We start from the raw sequence: 17,157 nt of genomic DNA, 5'->3' as shown, positions 1-17,157 counted from the left end.
TTATTCGTAATTTTTTTATAATGAATTTATTATATAACAGCAGAGGTGATTCATTTGTCCCCCAAAAAAGTGACTATGACAGATATTGCCAAAGCCGCAGGGGTCTCGCAATCCACCGTTTCCAATATCCTGGGGCGAAGCAAGGCATCCTCTTTCCCAAAGGCAACCGTAAACAAGGTCTTTGCCGCAGCGGAGGAGCTAGGCTACACACCACAGCAGCGACAATCCAAAGCAAATGTCCTGGCCTCTAAGCGCATCCTGGTCCTGGCTACCCGCCTGACCAATCCGTACTACCCCTGCATCCTGCAAAGCATCGAGCATGAAGCCCACAAAAACGGGCTTCATGTGGTCTGCGGTGATACATATCACCTGCCGGAGCTTGAAAAGGATTATCTGGATATGGCGCTGGAGATGAATTTTTTGGCAGTCATTTACCTTTTCCCGCCGGACAATCCACAGGCACTGGAGCACGCGTTGGAGCATATCCCCATCATCACCATCTGCGACAATATGCCGAATTCCAAGGCAGACCAGGTAGAGTTGAACAACTTCCGCTCCGGCTGCATCGCCGCAGAGCACCTGATCTCCCTGGGCCACCGGAACATCGTCATGCTGACAACGCCCATGGACCGGAATATTGCCCGACTGTCCCGGGTCAAAGGTGTGGAGAATCTGATCCACACCAGCGAACACTGCACACTGCACATCATCTCAGACTTCATTGACACCCCTGAAGGGGAAATGGCCATTGAGAACAACTTCGATTACACCGTTGGTTATCATCTGGCGCAGGATCCGCACATTGTCAAATGCGGTGCCACTGCCATCATCGCCACCAATGATATGGTAGCCATCGGTGCCATGGACGCTTTACTCGAAAAAGGCTACCGTATCCCGGAGGACTATTCCATCATCGGCTTCGACAATCTGTTTTACACCGGCCTGGAACGTATCTCCCTGACCACTGTGGACCCCCACGCGGATATGCTGGCCCAGTCGGCCATGGATGTGCTGTTACATCGTCTGAACATCCGGGCGCCCAACTCTCTGGTGTCCAACATGCGCTTCAAGGCGGAGTGCCAGCCCCGGCTCATCGTCCGGAAGTCCACCATAGCCCCCAGAAGTAAATGATTCACTATCGATAAGTAAGGGCTGCCAGAAAATTCTGGCAGCCCTTGGCTGTTTTGGAGCTGCTCTTATTATCCGGCAGTCTTGTCGCCCTTGCACAGGTAACGGATGATATTTCGGATTGACAGGATCACGATCAAAACAAAGCCGATTGCCATCCCCAGAATCAGCACCCAAGCGGGCACGTTACTGGTGGATGAGGTCGTTCCTTTTTGAATATATGAGAATATCAACTGGAAAACATAGTAGGACATGAACGAGAAGAAACCGACCATACAAAGCTCCACGAAGATCCCGATGGCCTTTTTTGCGGTGTGGTATCCATGGCCGCTCAGATAGTCATCCAGCAGTTCCAGACGCATTAATCCTCCGGACGACACCATCATGGCAGCACCGATGAAGTACGACCAGACAAACATCGTTCTCAAGAACTCGTCCGACCAGTTCAGTGGAATCACCAGAACATAACGGGTAAAAACGCCAATGGTCATCACCGCAATGCCTGCGAGCCCCATCAGCCCCAGAAGGCCATTCAGCCCGCTTTCTATTTTCTGAAAGAAACGATTCATGAGCATTCAACCCTTTGCTTAATTATTTCAGGTTAGCGACATAGTCCTGAACCATCTTCAGGATCTCATCAGATCCCATCGCCTTGTTGAACACATCATAAGCAGCCTGCGTGTAAGGCTTGAAGGATTCGCGGTCAGGATCGCGGTTGACCTCCAGGCCGTAAGCCTCGATGTCGTTGACAATCTGCTCCTCGGCATCAGCAGTGGCCTGGCGCTGCCAGTTGGCGGCGTCGGTCAGAGCTTTCTGGACCCACTCCTGCTGCTGTTCGGTCAGGGAATCCCACTTGTTCTGGTTCATGATCACAGGCATGGAGGTATAGCTGTGTTTGGTCAGAGAGAGATACTTCTGTGCCTCGTAGATCTTAGAGCTGTAGATATAGGTCAGACCGTTCTCCTGCGCGTCAATGGTTCCCTGCTGCAGAGCGGTAAAGGTCTCGCTGGAAGCCATGGCCATAGGGATAGCGCCGAAACCTTCCCAAGTGGCCAGCTGGGTCTCGGAGGGAGCCACGCGGATCTTGATGCCCTTCACGTCTTCCACGCTGTTGATCTGGTTGGAGCTGTTGGTGATAGAACGCAGGCCGGAGTGGAAGTAGGTCATCAGCTTCACGCCGGAGCCCTCAAATTTGGAAGCGATGTACTGGCCGGGATCGCCGTCCAGCGTGGCGTTTATCTGATCATAGTCATCGAATAGGAAAGGCAGATCAAACACCTGGATCTCAGGCACATAGCCGGAGAGGTAAGAGGGGCCCAGGCAGCAGACATCAATGGAACCGGTCATGACAGCCTCCAGCTGGGAGTCAATGCCGCCCAGCTCGGTATCATAGTAGGATTCGACCTGGATCAGTCCGCCGGAATACTCTTCCAGCAGCTCCTCGAATTTGGTGGTGCCTTGGCCAAGGACGCTGTCTGCAGTAGAACCGGCCTGGGTGGAAACCAGGGTAATGACTTCTTCTGCCTCGGCAGGTTCGTTCGTCTTAGCGTTGGTATCGCCGTCAACAGCAGGGGTGGTGTCCTTGGAGCCGCCGCAAGCGGAAAGGCCCAAAACCACGATCAAGGACAGCATGAGTGCAAGTAATTTCTTCATCATTTTTTCCTCCATAAATTTTTATAACAATGTCATTGCGACATTTGTCACTTCATCAGGCCGGGCAAGAATGTGGTGATCTGCGGAACCAGGGCAACCAGGAGCAGGGACAGGACCGTGATTCCGATAAAGGGCCAGATTTCCTTTATAACCCGATGAACCGGGCGTTTACCCACCTGACTGGCCATGAACAGGTTCAACCCCATAGGCGGCGTGATGTTGCCGATGGAAGTCGCGCAGATCATATAACCGCCCAAATGGATCAGAGAAACGCCATATTGCTGGGCAATTGGGGCAAAAATCGGGGTCAGGATCATAACGGCGGGTGCCGCGTCGATAAAGCATCCCGCGATCAGCAGGACCACCAGCGTGCAGAAAATGAACCAATACCGGCTGTCGCTGACAGACAGCATCGCGTTGGCCAGAGAGGACGCCATGCGCTCACGGGTCAGGACCCAGGAGAACGTGCTGGCACCTGCAACGATCATCATGATACCGCCCGTGCTGCGAATAGAAGAGGACAGGCAGGAAAACAACTGCCTGAAGTCCATCTCCTTATAAACGAACACGCCGACGAGGATGGAATACGTGCATGCGATAGCGGCGGATTCTGTGGGCGTGAAAATGCCTGAGTAAATACCCCCCAGAATGATAAGCGGAGACAGCAATGCCCAGATGGCATCCTTAAAATTGGTCCATACGTTTGCCGCACTGAAGGAGTCCTGTCCTCTAAATCCCCGCTTATGGCAGGAATAGATCACATAGATGATAACCAAACTTGCCATGAAAAGTCCTGGACCCGCACCTGCGATCAACATAGTGCTGACTGACTGGTTCGCTGTAACGGCGTAGAGCACCATAGCGATGCTGGGCGGGATCAGGGGACCGAAAATACCACCGGTGGCCTGAAGCGCACAAGCGTAATCCTTGTCATAGCCCCGTTCATACATGGCGGGAATCATAATGGCGCCGATGGCGGCCGTAGTCGCTACCGCAGAGCCGGACATGGCGGCAAAGAACACGCTGGCAACAATGACCACCATGGCCAGGCCGCCGGTGAAGTGGCCCACCAGGGACATAGCAAAGCTGACCAGCCGTTTAGAGATGCCGCCATGCTCCATCAAGGAGCCGGCCATCATAAACAGCGGCACTGCCAACAGCGTAAAGCTGTTCACACCGGAGAGCATCTGCTGGAAGACCACAACAGGAGACATGTGGGCAATGAATAACAGATACAGCAGAGATGAGCCGCCCAGAGCCAATGCGATGGGCGCACCGACGAACAGCAGCGCAAAGAACATGAGAAATAGCAGCAGCGCATTCATATGTGAGATTTCCTTCTTTCTTATTGAGATTCAGAGCCGTTACCGGCGGTTTTCCTCCATGAGCCGGGCAATCCGGCGAATATCGCTGTGCATCTGTTCTGTGGTAATCTTGTCCCCAAACATGTACTCCAGAATCAGATCGGCATCCGGAGAATACTGCGCGATCGTGGCAATAATCTCCTCCATTTTTTCCGGTGGAAGATAGCCCTCCGGATCGAAAGCAGGATAATGCGCATCGTTCTTTCCGTCGTTATTATTCAGGTGATAGCCCCGAATCCGGGGTCCCAGCGTTTTAATCAGTTCGACCATATCCCAGTCGTTCAGCATGGCGTGACCGGTGTCGATGAGGCAGCCGATCTCCTCCGGCAGTTCGCTGAAAAGCCGGATAAATTGCTCGTAGTTGAACAGCAGATTATCTTTTTTCGGATAGCCCACATTTTCCACGGTCATATGAATCCCCTGCTCCCTGAACTTTTCGTACCAAAACAGGATCATCTCTTTGGACCGCTCCCGCATCGCCGCACGCTGTTCTTCCGGAAAAGAATGCTCATTGGTGTGTATAACCATGGAGGTCGCCTCACATTCATGGTATACGCGGCAGGCTCGGTTAAAGGTTTTCAACATCTCCTGCTCTTCCGAACTCCCAGGCTTGTTGCAAATCTCATGGAACGGAGCATGAATGGTGGTAGGCATTCCATAGAACATCGGCTTATTTGCATCCAGCACATCTGGCAGTTCCGGCTGAAGTCCCCACCAAGTTCCATGCTCAACGCCCACCGGAAAATCATGGAACGTATCTAAGCAGTTTTTCAGCCAGTGATAATCTTCAAACTTGACACAAAGTGTTGAAATGTAGATATGTTTCCCGTTCATAGCGTTCCTCCTTCATGTAAATGATCTCTCAGGCTAAAATCGGATAAGGGCATGGCGGAGAATAAAGATCCAATTCCTCATATTCCGGGTGCCCTCTCATTTCATGAAAAGTAAACCGTTCCAGCGAACGCCGCTCCTCTGCGGAGCAATTCTTCCTGAGAATCAACTTGGTTTTGCCTGCATAGCGCATCTCATGTGCCGCATAGCCAAATAACTGTTCGCCGTACCCCCGGCCCTGAAGATGGGGAATTACGTAATACCGTTCCAAAACGCCGCATTCATCCGGCAGTTCGGCATCCGCGCCAAGCTGGACAAAACCAACGGGTCCCCCCTTCAAATAGGAAATCGCAACAGATCTTGGTTGCCCCTCCATCTGTTCACGGACAGCGTTAAGATAGGCCGACCGGTCAAACTCCGCCCCCCGTTCCCGGTGTTCTGCTTCCGCCAATTCCGACAGGACGTCCGCCTGGCGTTCCAGATCACAGGACTCGATTACCATGTTGATGTTGCTGCCGGCCACGCCGCTCCATGTTCTGCACAGCCGCGGCGGCAGGTGGGATGCATCATTGGTATACTCCACATGGATGGTCCCATTCGGCATGATCTCCAACAGACTGACTGATGTATTTTCGCCGTGGCCCACCTCTGCCACCCGGTTCATAGGCTTTCCCTGCATCACACAAAGCGAGGCTTTGATACTGCAGGAATGGGACGCCACCAGCGCTGTCCCATCCCCTATTTCCGCTGCGATGCGGCGCAGGCAAAAAACCATGCGGTCAGCTGCCTGCTGAAAAGTCGTAGCACCAGGTGCCGTCGTGATCCATGGCGTTTCTGTCCATACCTTATGCTCTGCGGGATAATCCTTGGCGATGTTTCCCCAGGCGCAGTCCTCCCAAATGCCGGTGGTTACCTCTCGCAGAGAAAGGCGGACCTTAATCGGCAATCCACGCTCCTTTGCAATGGGAGTTAGCGTCATGATGGAACGAAAGGCATCACTGCTGTAGAGCGCATCGATATGGATCCCTTTAAACCGGCGGCGCAGCATTTCGTTTTGCTCATATCCCTTCCTTGTAACCAATGCATCGGTCTGCGCCTGCGCACGCCGACAGGCGTTACCCTCAGATTCACAATGGCGGATCAAATAAATCTTTGCCATAGTCTCGTCTCTCTTTATTAGTAATTATTTATTCTTTTATCTGATAATGCAATTATAGTCCCTTTCCGCTTATTATTGCAAGAGATTTCTCAATTACTGCATTTTTTCGCCCAATTGCACATTTTTATCATGTAAAATTATGAAAGTTACTTTTTCTGATTATAATTATTAGTAATAATCAAATTGCCAGAGCCTAATAAAACTCCCGAATATCTTGATAGCTCTGTAATGCGCCTGCATATCCCCTCATCCATACTGAAAAAACAGCTGCGATCAATAATCTCAGCTCAAATACCAGAAAGTCCGGGGGCAATCAGATAGTTGGTTGAAATATTAGAATAACGAACTCCACCGCCCGCGGCATCTATATTCAGCCCGAGCATCCGGCCGCGCATCGCAGGCATCTGCCTCTGGGAATTGTGTTGGCTGGGCAGAATCTTCCGCTAGAGTATCCCTGGATCATCTATATTCAGCGGTCTCTGCATGAGGGCATTTCAAGAACATCCGAAAGGGTGCCCACGGCAGCCGTAAAAGATAGGAGCGCAACAGTACTCATCAGCAACACCTTCAGCCTTGATATAGGCATCTTCCTATCATCACATATTTATAAATTATCGAGGCATACCAACAGCCCGCGTGGTTTATTTTATATTATCCAATTCAGGATAAAACAAACTCTATAAGCGGCGTTCTGCGACTTAGCGCAAGAGCGAGCAGCAGATTCGGAAGCTGTGCAAGACGTATGGACTCTCTTAGGAATCGCTTGCTGAAAAAAGTAAATATTTCAACCGTTCACATGTGTTACATAGAAACTGGCAACACGAGGCTATGCCTTCCGATTTTTACAGGCCTTGCATCCGTATTGGAGATCTGCACAGGCGGACCTGCTATACGATGGTGAATCAGTGGTCAAAAGCGCGTCAACGCGTCAATTTGGGCAATTATCCGCCTTTTGGATACCTGTCCCATATGACAAATTGGGATCATAGAAGATATCCTGCGCGCCACGGAAGTTAAGTTCAATAAACATTTGTAAATCTGTGCTGCCTCTGCTTTTATTTCCTGTGTTTTTATGGCATACCTTGTTTACATAGTAAAGAGATGATGGCATGAGCAATTTGGGTAAGTCCGAATATTGGATTAGAAGCGCCGAGTACGATCTACAGACCGCTCGTACCATGTTGGAGACACGCCGTCTGCTGTATATGGGATTTATATGCCACCAGACGATCAAGAGGCTTTGAAGGGTGTTTTGCCTCCAGGAAGCCAGCGGAGGGAGCTGCCATACATTTGCAAACCGATGTTTCTGAAATATTTACCAAAAAATCTCAAGTAAAATGAGCGAAAAGCAGGTTCTCTGTTGGATATGCGTAATCCACTGAACATGAAAGCCCGGTATCCTCTGTGTAAAGCTAAGCTGCTGGAATCTCTGACCGCCGAACGTTGGGAGCAGATGATTCGGGAACCAAAGGCGGTATTCTTACGGATCAGGAAAAGTGCTGAATACTGCGAAAAGTTGTGGATGCCGCTGCGGTCTTTCTCTACGGCTCCTACACCAAAGAAATCGCCACCAAGGACAGTGACATCGATATCGTTGTTGTGAACAAGATCCCTGGCGATTGATTATCTGGCCTACCTGAATACCATGACATTGCTCTGGGTGCTGCTCCATACCACCAGCCATGGCCTTGAGCCTGTCCTGCTGACGACGGCCAATGATGAGGACGGCCATTTCAGTACCATTCAAAAGACCGGAATCGCCGCCTGACTCAAACGCTGACCCAGGCCAGGAAATGAGCGGACAGAATCCAGCGGAAACCACGGAATCTTTGATGCAATAAACGGTTTCAAAAGCACAGGAAACGGTGTGAAATCACACCGTTTCCACCCCTTACCTATCTTCACACGCAGAAGGTCACCGGCTCGAGTTCAACGGTCTCCACCAGTTCAGGAATTCCCAACACCGTTCCGTTTTCGGCAGAGCCGGAAGCGAAACGGTGTTGGGAATTCCTTCGCTTTCAGCCGCGGACCGCTTCACTGGATCCGCGGCTGAGTAGGACAATGGTGCGATATCCAGATTGTCCGGCTGTTGCACGTCAAAGCCCTGGGGCCGTATGGCTCCAGGGCTTTTTATTTTTGCTTCTTCATGATGGCCTTCAACGCCTGCCCGGTATAGTTGGCAGCCTTCTCCATATCTCCAATACCACTTCCAGGCTCGAATGAAGTTTTTATTGACCAAGGGCTTTCCGTCTGGGTCGGGGAATAGATCCGAAGAAATTATCCCCGCCTCTTTGAGCATGACCCGCTGTGTCTGAACTTCCGCCCCCTGCTCCGGAAACCGAAAAGTCCGCCTCGCATTGTCATTCTTGCTGCCATGCCTCTTTCGTGGTAGAAGAAACGGACGCGCCTCCTCTCGGACGCTCCTTTCGATTCTTCTTTTGCAGCGGTTAGAGGATCCGCTGTGCATCGACATCCTGGTGCTGGTCCTTCAGGCCGGCGGCCGGGAACTTGAAAGCTCTGCCGCGGGACCTGGACCGGGTCTGCGTGCAGATCAACGCTGTCTGGACGGACCAGCGGCCGGAAGCCGGCGGGGCGGATATTTCCGCGGACGACAGCTATTCGCTGCATGTCCGGTCGGACATCAAAGGGGGAACCAGCAAACCACGTTTCACTGGTGACGAAAATACGAGGAGTGCCGCAGCGGAAGAGACATCTGTGCTGCGCTGCTGGATGGTACGGTGCCCAATGTGGAAAAGAACCTGCTCACCGCCCGATATGATGTGAAACGGATGAAGGGAATGCGCAGCAAAACCAGGGTGAAGGCTGTTAAGGCCACCCGGGCAAAAAAATAGAAGCCCTTCCCGAGGGAAAAGCTTCTATGCAAATATCATTGACATAAAGAGGGAGCACAGCAAGATGATTCCGATGGCAATACAAAATGTCACTTTCATGCCTGTATTCATCTAAGCTCTTCCCTTTCGAATTGTTTATTATTACGTTTACACATCTTCAAAATAAGTCAAGGCTGTGGCGAAAAAGCCCGAAACATCTATTGTTATTGTAATCCTACATAATCCTCTTGAGGTAATACATTCAAAGCTTTATGAAAGGCCTCCGGTGTATTACAATTAATAAATTGATCTTCATTTCCGCTGCAGTTTAGTACTCCGTATCCGACAGTTTCCGCTGCTATCTGAACTTTATTCACCCCGCATTCCAGCAGTCTTTCAATTGCGGCCGCACAATCCCTATCATATACCGCTATAAGCTGTTCAAATCCACCCTGATGCGCAACCAGCGTGATCTTGAATGGGGTCTCTCTGTGCTTATCAATAAGTTCTTGTAATATCTCCTCTGTTATCAGCGGTACATCAACCGGAATGATCAGGCATCTATCATGCCTGGCTTTTCTCAAACAAGTTGCGATCCCGCCAAGCGGACCGCACCCTGGCTTTTCATCGGGTATCATTCCTTCAGCGCTGCCGGATATCAGGATATCTGTTATTCCCAGATGCTGAAGCTTTTCTTTTTGATGTTCAATCAAGGTCTTTCCGTTCAATTCCAGAAACGCTTTATCGACACCCATGCGTCTGCTTTTGCCGCCTGCAAGAATCATTGCCGAGAATTGTTTTCCGTTTCTTTGCCTGGAAATATCCTTCATCTCATTTCGCACAGATTTGTTGAGCTCGTCCTGACACAGCAGAAAGTCGTGGCAAGCTGCTCTCATTACGCAATTTGTAATGCATTCACGCCTTTGGGGAGCCCAGTCATCCATAAGCTGGATATAGGCAAGAAGCCTGCCTATCATTTCAAGCGGCCGCCCTTCTTTACAATCCTCAAAATCAATGCCAATAACTTCGTTGTTTTCGGCATTATACAGAAAATTCCTGAGATTGGGGTCCTTCTGAACAAGTCCTGTTTCCTCGTAGAAGTCTCTGAGCCATCTAACAAGCAGCCTCCATGCAGTAAGTTCCTGGGTGGCGCTGTTTAGCAAATCAGTAAAGAGAACGCCCCGCTCAAAGGTAAACCAAACTTTCCCATCGCTGCTTCCAAGCACAGTCGGTCGTCTCAGATTTGATTTTTCGAGTTTACGGTACACTTCCAGTTCGCTTACCATTGCCTCCCGTGAGCCGAAACGTTTCTCGACCGTTCCATGATCTGTCAGGGCAACCACATTTTTCTTACTTATAAACGCTTTACTGCACATCTAACTTAACAACCTTACGAACATTGCGTTTGGCATTTGTGTCGCCAAATACAATAAGTGCTGCGCCCTCATCCTCAACAGCCATGTACACCTTGCCGCTCTCCCTGACTTCATCTCCCGCAACATCTGCCAAAAATTCGTCATCTGCTGTTACGGTCACAGTTTCAACGGTCATTGCATCAATGTTCGCCTCCGCAAGGACATCTGCCATTGCTATGGCCTGAACATGGATCTCTTTTGTCTCGCCTTTGCCGTTCACAAGTGTGCCGGTCACTTTTTCTGTGGCAAGTTTTTCAATATTCACCAAACAGGTATCTCCCTGATAATTGATTGCCAGCGAGCCTTCCGGGACTTCCTGGCGAAAGGCTCCATGTACTGCTGCCAAAATCGACACCAATGCCATAAGCACTGCAATCATAAGAATTGCCGCTTTGTTGTTCTTCTGCACTTTCATTACTTCCTTTCATGGTTCGTTTAACCCTCTATTTATATCACCGCAAGCGCTAACCTGATGGGGGGAACAAGTTCTCCTGCCAGCATTCCGCAGATGGCACCGCTCGTAACCGCAACAGCAAGATAGAGCGCAAGTACAATTCCACCCAAATGAAAAACGATAACGTTTGCGGTTATGGCCGCTGCCGCCGCCGCGAGCATATTTGCAATCATCACGCCAAGGCCCATAGAAAGATGAACTTTTCTGGACAGGTAAAGCACTCCGTCGATTACCATCCCCGGAACGATATACCCGATCGGCGAAAGAGCACCCATACTCCCCACCATCCCCATTGAAAGCGCAAGAACACTCTGCACAATTCCCATAATTGCCGCGCAGCCGAATCTAGGTATAACCGCCGCGCAGATGACCAGGAACATCAGTGAAAAACTGGTTCCTATGCCACCCGGAATATGCAGAGCGTCTGTAAAAATATTTGTCACCGGTGCGATCAATCTTTTGCTCAAAAGGCCAAGATTGCAGCACAGAGCCATATAAATCAAATGTTGTAATCTGTAATGCTTCATATAGAACCCCTTTTCAAATATGGAAGGCGCGAAAGTTTCCTTTCGTGCCCCGGCTGTATGGCCATGGCACACGCTTTAGGCCATACAGCTCGGAGTAGTACGATTTTATTTCAATATTAAGTTGAGAAAGCGCTTCCCCATCATTTCCCCCGACTATGCCATCAGGCGAACGACATCATATTTGGTATAGCTGCCCTCCAAAAGCAGTCTCACCTGTCCGAGGTTGTGTGCAATGGCGCATTTGCGTTTCTTGCCGTTGACGGTGACTGTCACCTCTTCCGGTTCTTTCCCAAAATTCCAGTCTGCTTCTCTGAGCAACTCTTCGTATCTGATAGGTGGATCCTCCCACACCTTGTCAAGCTCCTCCTCATATTTACGGGCAGGCGCACCACCGGTTCTGAGGAACAGGCGGTACAGTTCACGCGCATTCAGCACAAAATCAATATCGGCCTCTTCCTTTGCTTCCGCAGCCTGTTCCAGCACATTGGTAATGAGCACGCTTTTTACCGGTTTGTCCCCTTCAAGTCTCTTGACATACTTTGCAAACTGTTTTTCACTCCCCTTGCAGAAATAAATCTGCGCCTCCATATCCGGGAAGAATTTCTTCACGAAATTTTTGACAGCAAAACTATTAGAAACAATTACCGGTCCATTCTCTACATTCCGCTCAATCGTGTCAGCCATCTCATCTGCTGCCAGCTTTTCAGCATGCTCGCTGCTCATAACTGTCTGGAACCCCAGTTTGTGGAGTGCTGCGCAAACCTTTTTGAGGGTGATTTCCCCCAGTCCAACCTTATACAGGGCCGTGAGTTCCGGTATAACATTTGCGGAGAGCTGTACGACCGTATCGTGGTCATAGGAGTGGGCATAATACAGCACCTCATCCTTATGCTCCTGCATGAACACAGCGCCAGTGGGGCAGACCTCCACACAGCGCCCGCAGCGTACGCATGCGCTATCAGCCATAAGCTTTCCCAGTTCCGGAACGACCATCGTAGCCCTGCCGCGGTTCGCCATAGAGAGGTTATGCACCGTTTGTACCTCTCCGCATACCTCCACACAACGGCGGCACTTTATACACTTGTTCGGGTTTCTCACCACACTGCCAAGTGACAGATCCAATTCATGGTCCTTATCGTGCTGGATATAAGGGAGAACATCCACATGATACGCTCTTGCAAGTGTCTGCAGCTCGCAAAAGCCATCTCGCTCGCAATCACACCAGAAACACATCTCACAAAACCGCGGATCCAGGTCAGGCTCTTTCGTCGAACCGATTCGCAGGCAATGGTGGCAGTCGACCGAGTGATTGGCAAGGAGCAGCTCCAATGTCGTCTTTCTCGCCGCTCGAACGCCATCGGAATCCGTATGAATGACCATTCCCTCGCTGACTCTGGTTGCGCAGGCCGGCTGATAAGCCCGCATTCCTTCAATCTCAACCATACAAATCCTGCAGTTCGCCTTGTCGGGAAGCCCTTCAAAATGGCAGAGCGTCGGGATCTCAATTCCGTTTTCACGGGCCGCCTGTAAAATCGTGAGACCAGACTCGACCGTCAGGTTTTTGTCATTGATCGTAATATGAACGGTGGGCATTTATGCATCCTCCTTTGCAGATTCTGGAGCCTTTCCCCTAAAATCATCCGGGAATAGCCTCAACGCCGAAAGAATGGGATTGCCTGCGCCCTGTCCAAGCGGACAAAAGCACGACATACGCATTCCCTGTGCCAGCTTCTGGATCAGTCCGATGTTCTTTTCCACGTCTCTGCCCTCGCAAATCGCATCCATCGCCTCTTCCAGGCGGGAGGTGCCTTCGCGGCAGGGCGCGCATTTTCCACAGGACTCATGGGCAAAGAAGTGGGAGGTGCCGCGCACGAATTCTGCCATATTGTGTTCTTCATCCAAAACAAGGATGGCGCCAGAGCCCAATGATACGCCCGCAGGACGCAGCGCGTCATAATTCAGCGCCAGGCCCATGTTTTCAGCCGTGATAAACCCGCAGCTTCCGCCGCCCATCTGGATCGCCTTCACCTGATGGCCGTCAATAACACCGCCGCCGAAACCGTTGACAAGATCATCGATGGTTGCATCTGTCGGAAGTTCATAAACGCCCTTGTTTTTCACATCGCCGGAAAGGCAGAAAACTTTTGTGCCCGGATAGCTTGGATCTCCGATTTTACGGAACCATTCAGCGCCCTTATCTACGATCACCGGGACCGTTGCAAAGGTCTCAACGTTGTTCACCACCGTCGGCTTGCCCAGATAGCCCGCAACTGTGGGGAACGGCGGCTTGAGTCTCGGCTCACCGCGCTTTCCCTCAAGGGATGTCAAAAGCGCGGTCTCCTCGCCGCAGACATAAGAGCCTGCGCCGCTTGTCACATGGATCTTCACACCATCCGTCAAGCCCTTTGCCTCTGCATCGGCAACTGCCTTTTTAAGCAGTTCTATACAATGGCCATATTCACCTCTCACATAGATGAAGCCCTCCCTTGCGCCAATCGCATACGCGCAGATCAACATGCCTTCAAGGATCGTGTGCGGGTCATTTTCGATGATCGTGCGGTCCTTAAAGGTCCCCGGTTCCCCCTCGTCCGCATTGCATATAACGTACTTCTGGTCACATGCCGTTGAATAGGCTCCCCTCCACTTATAGCCAGTGGAGAAGCCGGCGCCGCCGCGGCCGCGAAGCTGACCCGCATGTTCAATTTCATCGATCAGCTTTTCCGGTTCCGTTTTTTTCGCCTTTGCAAGCGCAAGATACCCGCCCGCCCGAATATAGTCCTCAATAGACTCCGGGTCAATCTTCCCTGCGTTGCGCAGAGTCACTCTGATTTCCTTTACCATATCAGCCCCTCGCCTCTCTTATCCTGGCGACCACAGTATCCGCATCGGCGTTCGCAAGGAGTTCTCCATCAAACAAGACATTCGGTGACGTTTCGCAGCGTCCCAGGCACTCGCATCTTGTCAGCGACCACTTCCCGTCCTCGGACACTTCACCCACTGCAATATGTAACTCAGCAGACAACCTCTCCAAAATTTTCGCAGCACCCGCAGCGTCGCAGCAGGTACTTCCGCAAACCGCAACCTCATGCTCTGCCTTTTTCCCAACGCGAAGCATGGAATAGAACGTAGCTGTCTCAAAAATCTCGGACGGGTATTTTTTGCTGACTTTAGCAACGAGACGAATCCCCTCTTCTGTTAAAACCCCGTCCGCCTTTTGCACTTCTCTCAGAAGATCCAAAATGCTTGCGCCATTCAAATACTTTTCTGCCAATATCTGCTCATTCATTTTTGTTCTCCTTTTTTACGGTCGAACTCATTCATTTGCATCCAATGCTTCAACACGGCACGGTGTGTACCGCCAGGTAGCGTTTCCGGTCATTTCTTCCATATCCTCATGCGAGGTCAACATATTAACTGACTCACCGTACTTTTCTCCGCCAACAGTCAGCCCGAAATGATGGGGGATCAGGCAATATCCCCGCGATACCTGCCAGCTGCACTCCACAGGGATCGTAAGGGAGCCTGTCTTTGTCGACACGCGGACCTCCTGCCCCTCAATAAAGCCAAACTCTTTCGCATCCTCCGGATTCATCGCAAGGGTAAAGGGCTGATGGTATTGATAGGTTTTGGGATCCCTCATGCTGTTATTGGCCCCATCTTCCGAATGCCGTCCTGCTGACAGGATCATGTTGCATCCATCTGTCAGCTGAAGGGCCTTCTCCTCTTTCTCAGGCGTGATTCGCTCAAGATACTCCTCAATTTCCCTGCACCACAAATGCAGCTTCTTATCTTCATGCTTGATGTACTTATCCAGCATGGTATCTCTGTCAACATATCCGACAATGACGCCTTCCGGATGATCCAACGCCTGCTGGAACACTGCATCCATCTTACAATGAGGTCTTAAATCCGGCGCCACTTTGAGGATGGGATATTTCTCCAGTGTCGGTTCAGCCTCGACCAACGGATCACCCAGCAGGGCCCCTGCAACAAATCCGATCCATGCCACTGCAAGACCGGCCGACCCCCATGCCTTTCCAAGCGTAAGCGCAACAATCGTTGTGACCTGACTTTTATATTGCTGATTGCCGTTTTGGATCCAGTTCATAAGCGTTGCAAAGTACGTCATGCGGTCGCCGGTCTCAACTGCCTGTTCTGCCGCTTTATACAGAAAATCCGGCAGTTCAGGCACATAGCCCATCGCCTGCGTAATCTCCGCATAGATCTGCGATGCTTCTTTGGCCTCACCGCGTCCGGGCAGCACCCTTCTTCTGAAATGAAGGACTGCCTCGGGGAAATTAAAATGGAATGCGTTGATATCGCCGTCACTTTCATACATGTTTTTGCTGGGCAGCACATAGTCTGCATATTTCATGCTCTCCACCCATGTATGGTCGATCGCCACATAGAGTTCCAATGCTTCCAGAGCCTTCTCCATCATTTTGGAGCCGGAATAGCTTCTTGCAACATTGGTCGTGCAGGAGAACACCATTCTGATCCTGTCCTCATTGTCACCCAGGACTTCATCCGGGAATACGCCCGCCGGGAACGTACCCAGCACCGGGAAACGGCCTTTAACCGGTGTTTTCCAGATCTGCGGATCATATTCATTTACGGTTTTTCCCCGGGGATATACGATCTCGCAGGGGGTATTGCCGCCTTCAACAAGGAACATTCCACATACGATCATCAGCAGATAGCAGAGATAGCTGCTCGCTGTACTGTGTCTGCCAAAATACAGGCCCAGGTCTTGATGGATCCCCCACTTCTTTGTTGTGAGAATCCTGGCGAATTCCGTCAGCTGTGCTCTGGGAACTCCACAAACCTTCAGGCATGCATCAATGTCTACCTGTTCAAACCATTTTTTAGCCTTATCCCAGTCTGCCGCATATCTGTCCAGGAAATCCCTGTTTTCCCAACCGTTCTCCACAATAAGTGCGATCAATGCGCGGAGCATCAGCGTATCAGAACCCGGTTTCGGCATAATGTGCATATCGGACATACGTGCCGTTTCAGAAAGTCTCGGGTCAACTGTGATCACCATCTTATCCGGATTTTCCGAAAATTCACGAATGATCTCCCGCGCATCAATGATCTGGTGCGACACATAGGCATTTCCGCCCCAGAAAATCATCACATCAGTCTTTTTGTCATCCGGCTCAAACATATGCCCCTGGTCGCCGATCAAACGTCCAAGGCTCCACCAGGCGCCCATAAATTCCACGCCGATCGCATTAAAAGAATACTGCGTTCCGATGCCCGCCCGCAGCGCGCCGCCCGTAATGGAGGGCGTCTGAAGGCCGGCGGTTCCGCTGAAAACCGCAACGGAACGGGGGCCATGTTCATCCACAATCTGATGGGTCCGCTCTGCGATTTCCCGATAAGCCTGCTCCCAGCTGATCCTTTCAAATTTGTCGCCCACCCTTTTCATGGGGTATTCAATACGATCCGGCTGGTCAACAAAATACTTTGCAGACCGGCCTTTTCTGCAGCAGTAACCATGGCTTCTCGGACTGTCTTTATCGGGTCTCACATTTACGATATGCCCATCCTCGACCTGCACTTCAATGCCGCAGCTCACCGCGCAGAATGAACATTGTGTCTTTTTCCATTCCAGATTTTTATCCTCCATATTTCTCTCCCTTCCTTCACAGGCTATAGAATCAATAATCACATAATCAACAAAAGCCCAACCGTCTCAAAGAAGGAGCCTCTGTGTTAAGTCAGCAGTTTAGAAAAAAGGCCGGGAGCCGTTGTGAACGGCTCCCGGCCACTGAAAAACCCGGTTGCCAGGA

General features: G+C 50.8%; 16 protein-coding genes and 1 riboswitch. Of the genes, 4 read left to right on the top strand and 12 right to left on the bottom strand.

Features of this window, described 5'->3' with window-relative positions:
- The first annotated feature begins 54 nt into the window (after positions 1-54).
- A complete protein-coding gene (locus Q0Z71_RS00310; protein WP_298016513.1) occupies positions 55-1,131 on the top strand; it encodes a LacI family DNA-binding transcriptional regulator in 1,077 nt (358 codons plus the stop codon).
- 68 nt (positions 1,132-1,199) lie between these two features.
- Here the strand turns inward: Q0Z71_RS00310 and Q0Z71_RS00305 are convergent, their stop codons facing one another.
- The 5 genes from Q0Z71_RS00305 to Q0Z71_RS00285 are packed head-to-tail and all read right to left on the bottom strand — an operon-like array spanning position 1,200 to position 6,135.
- Positions 1,200-1,697 carry a TRAP transporter small permease gene (locus tag Q0Z71_RS00305; protein WP_298016510.1) on the bottom strand — a complete coding sequence of 166 codons (498 nt, stop codon included), beginning with the start codon at positions 1,695-1,697 and terminating at the stop codon, positions 1,200-1,202.
- A 22-nt stretch (positions 1,698-1,719) separates the two neighbouring features.
- Positions 1,720-2,781 (bottom strand): TRAP transporter substrate-binding protein, encoded by a 1,062-nt coding sequence (locus Q0Z71_RS00300; protein ID WP_298016506.1) that lies wholly within the window; start codon positions 2,779-2,781, stop codon positions 1,720-1,722.
- 47 nt (positions 2,782-2,828) lie between these two features.
- Positions 2,829-4,106, bottom strand: coding sequence for a TRAP transporter large permease (locus tag Q0Z71_RS00295; RefSeq protein WP_298016502.1), 1,278 nt, complete (start codon positions 4,104-4,106; stop codon positions 2,829-2,831).
- A 39-nt stretch (positions 4,107-4,145) separates the two neighbouring features.
- On the bottom strand, positions 4,146-4,979 hold the full coding sequence (locus Q0Z71_RS00290) for a sugar phosphate isomerase/epimerase (protein ID WP_298016499.1): 834 nt from the start codon (positions 4,977-4,979) through the stop codon (positions 4,146-4,148).
- A 28-nt stretch (positions 4,980-5,007) separates the two neighbouring features.
- Entirely contained in the window at positions 5,008-6,135 is a 1,128-nt protein-coding gene (locus Q0Z71_RS00285) for a GNAT family N-acetyltransferase (protein WP_298016497.1), read from the bottom strand.
- Between the two features lie 1,109 nt (positions 6,136-7,244).
- Between Q0Z71_RS00285 and Q0Z71_RS17040 the strand changes: the two genes are divergently transcribed.
- The 3 genes from Q0Z71_RS17040 to Q0Z71_RS00280 all read left to right on the top strand — a co-directional run bounded on the left by Q0Z71_RS17040 (position 7,245) and on the right by Q0Z71_RS00280 (position 7,903).
- Positions 7,245-7,379, top strand: a complete 135-nt coding sequence (locus tag Q0Z71_RS17040) for a HEPN domain-containing protein (protein ID WP_363316658.1) — start codon at positions 7,245-7,247, stop codon at positions 7,377-7,379.
- 259 nt (positions 7,380-7,638) lie between these two features.
- Entirely contained in the window at positions 7,639-7,758 is a 120-nt protein-coding gene (locus tag Q0Z71_RS17035) for a nucleotidyltransferase domain-containing protein (protein WP_363316662.1), read from the top strand.
- A 22-nt stretch (positions 7,759-7,780) separates the two neighbouring features.
- Positions 7,781-7,903 carry a hypothetical protein gene (locus Q0Z71_RS00280; protein WP_298016494.1) on the top strand — a complete coding sequence of 41 codons (123 nt, stop codon included), beginning with the start codon at positions 7,781-7,783 and terminating at the stop codon, positions 7,901-7,903.
- Between the two features lie 1,287 nt (positions 7,904-9,190).
- On the opposite strand, the gene Q0Z71_RS00275 is transcribed toward Q0Z71_RS00280, so the two are convergent.
- The 7 genes from Q0Z71_RS00275 to Q0Z71_RS00245 form a co-directional block, all read right to left on the bottom strand.
- Complete coding sequence (locus Q0Z71_RS00275) at positions 9,191-10,252, bottom strand: NTP transferase domain-containing protein (protein WP_298016491.1); 1,062 nt, start codon at positions 10,250-10,252, stop codon at positions 9,191-9,193.
- Between the two features lie 79 nt (positions 10,253-10,331).
- Positions 10,332-10,790 carry a hypothetical protein gene (locus Q0Z71_RS00270; RefSeq protein ID WP_298016489.1) on the bottom strand — a complete coding sequence of 153 codons (459 nt, stop codon included), beginning with the start codon at positions 10,788-10,790 and terminating at the stop codon, positions 10,332-10,334.
- 38 nt (positions 10,791-10,828) lie between these two features.
- Positions 10,829-11,362 (bottom strand): hypothetical protein, encoded by a 534-nt coding sequence (locus Q0Z71_RS00265; RefSeq protein WP_298016487.1) that lies wholly within the window; start codon positions 11,360-11,362, stop codon positions 10,829-10,831.
- Positions 11,353-11,467: riboswitch (molybdenum cofactor riboswitch) on the bottom strand. (Overlaps the previous gene by 10 nt.)
- Before the next feature lie 48 nt (positions 11,468-11,515).
- On the bottom strand, positions 11,516-12,955 hold the full coding sequence (locus Q0Z71_RS00260) for a [Fe-Fe] hydrogenase large subunit C-terminal domain-containing protein (RefSeq protein ID WP_298016485.1): 1,440 nt from the start codon (positions 12,953-12,955) through the stop codon (positions 11,516-11,518).
- Entirely contained in the window at positions 12,956-14,203 is a 1,248-nt protein-coding gene (locus Q0Z71_RS00255) for an NADH-quinone oxidoreductase subunit F (protein WP_298016483.1), read from the bottom strand.
- Position 14,204: 1 nt separating this feature from the next.
- The gene (locus Q0Z71_RS00250; RefSeq protein ID WP_298016481.1) at positions 14,205-14,648 is read right to left on the bottom strand and encodes an NAD(P)H-dependent oxidoreductase subunit E; all 444 of its coding nucleotides are present in this window, start codon (positions 14,646-14,648) and stop codon (positions 14,205-14,207) included.
- Positions 14,649-14,675: 27 nt separating this feature from the next.
- Positions 14,676-16,994, bottom strand: coding sequence for a molybdopterin-dependent oxidoreductase (locus Q0Z71_RS00245; protein WP_298016479.1), 2,319 nt, complete (start codon positions 16,992-16,994; stop codon positions 14,676-14,678).
- Between the last annotated feature and the right edge of the window lie 163 nt (positions 16,995-17,157).

The organism is uncultured Dysosmobacter sp., from assembly GCF_947631635.1.
GTDB lineage: Bacteria > Bacillota > Clostridia > Oscillospirales > Oscillospiraceae > Oscillibacter.
The sequence above is the reverse complement of the archived record's forward strand: the minus strand, read 5'-3'. Positions and strand labels throughout refer to the sequence as shown.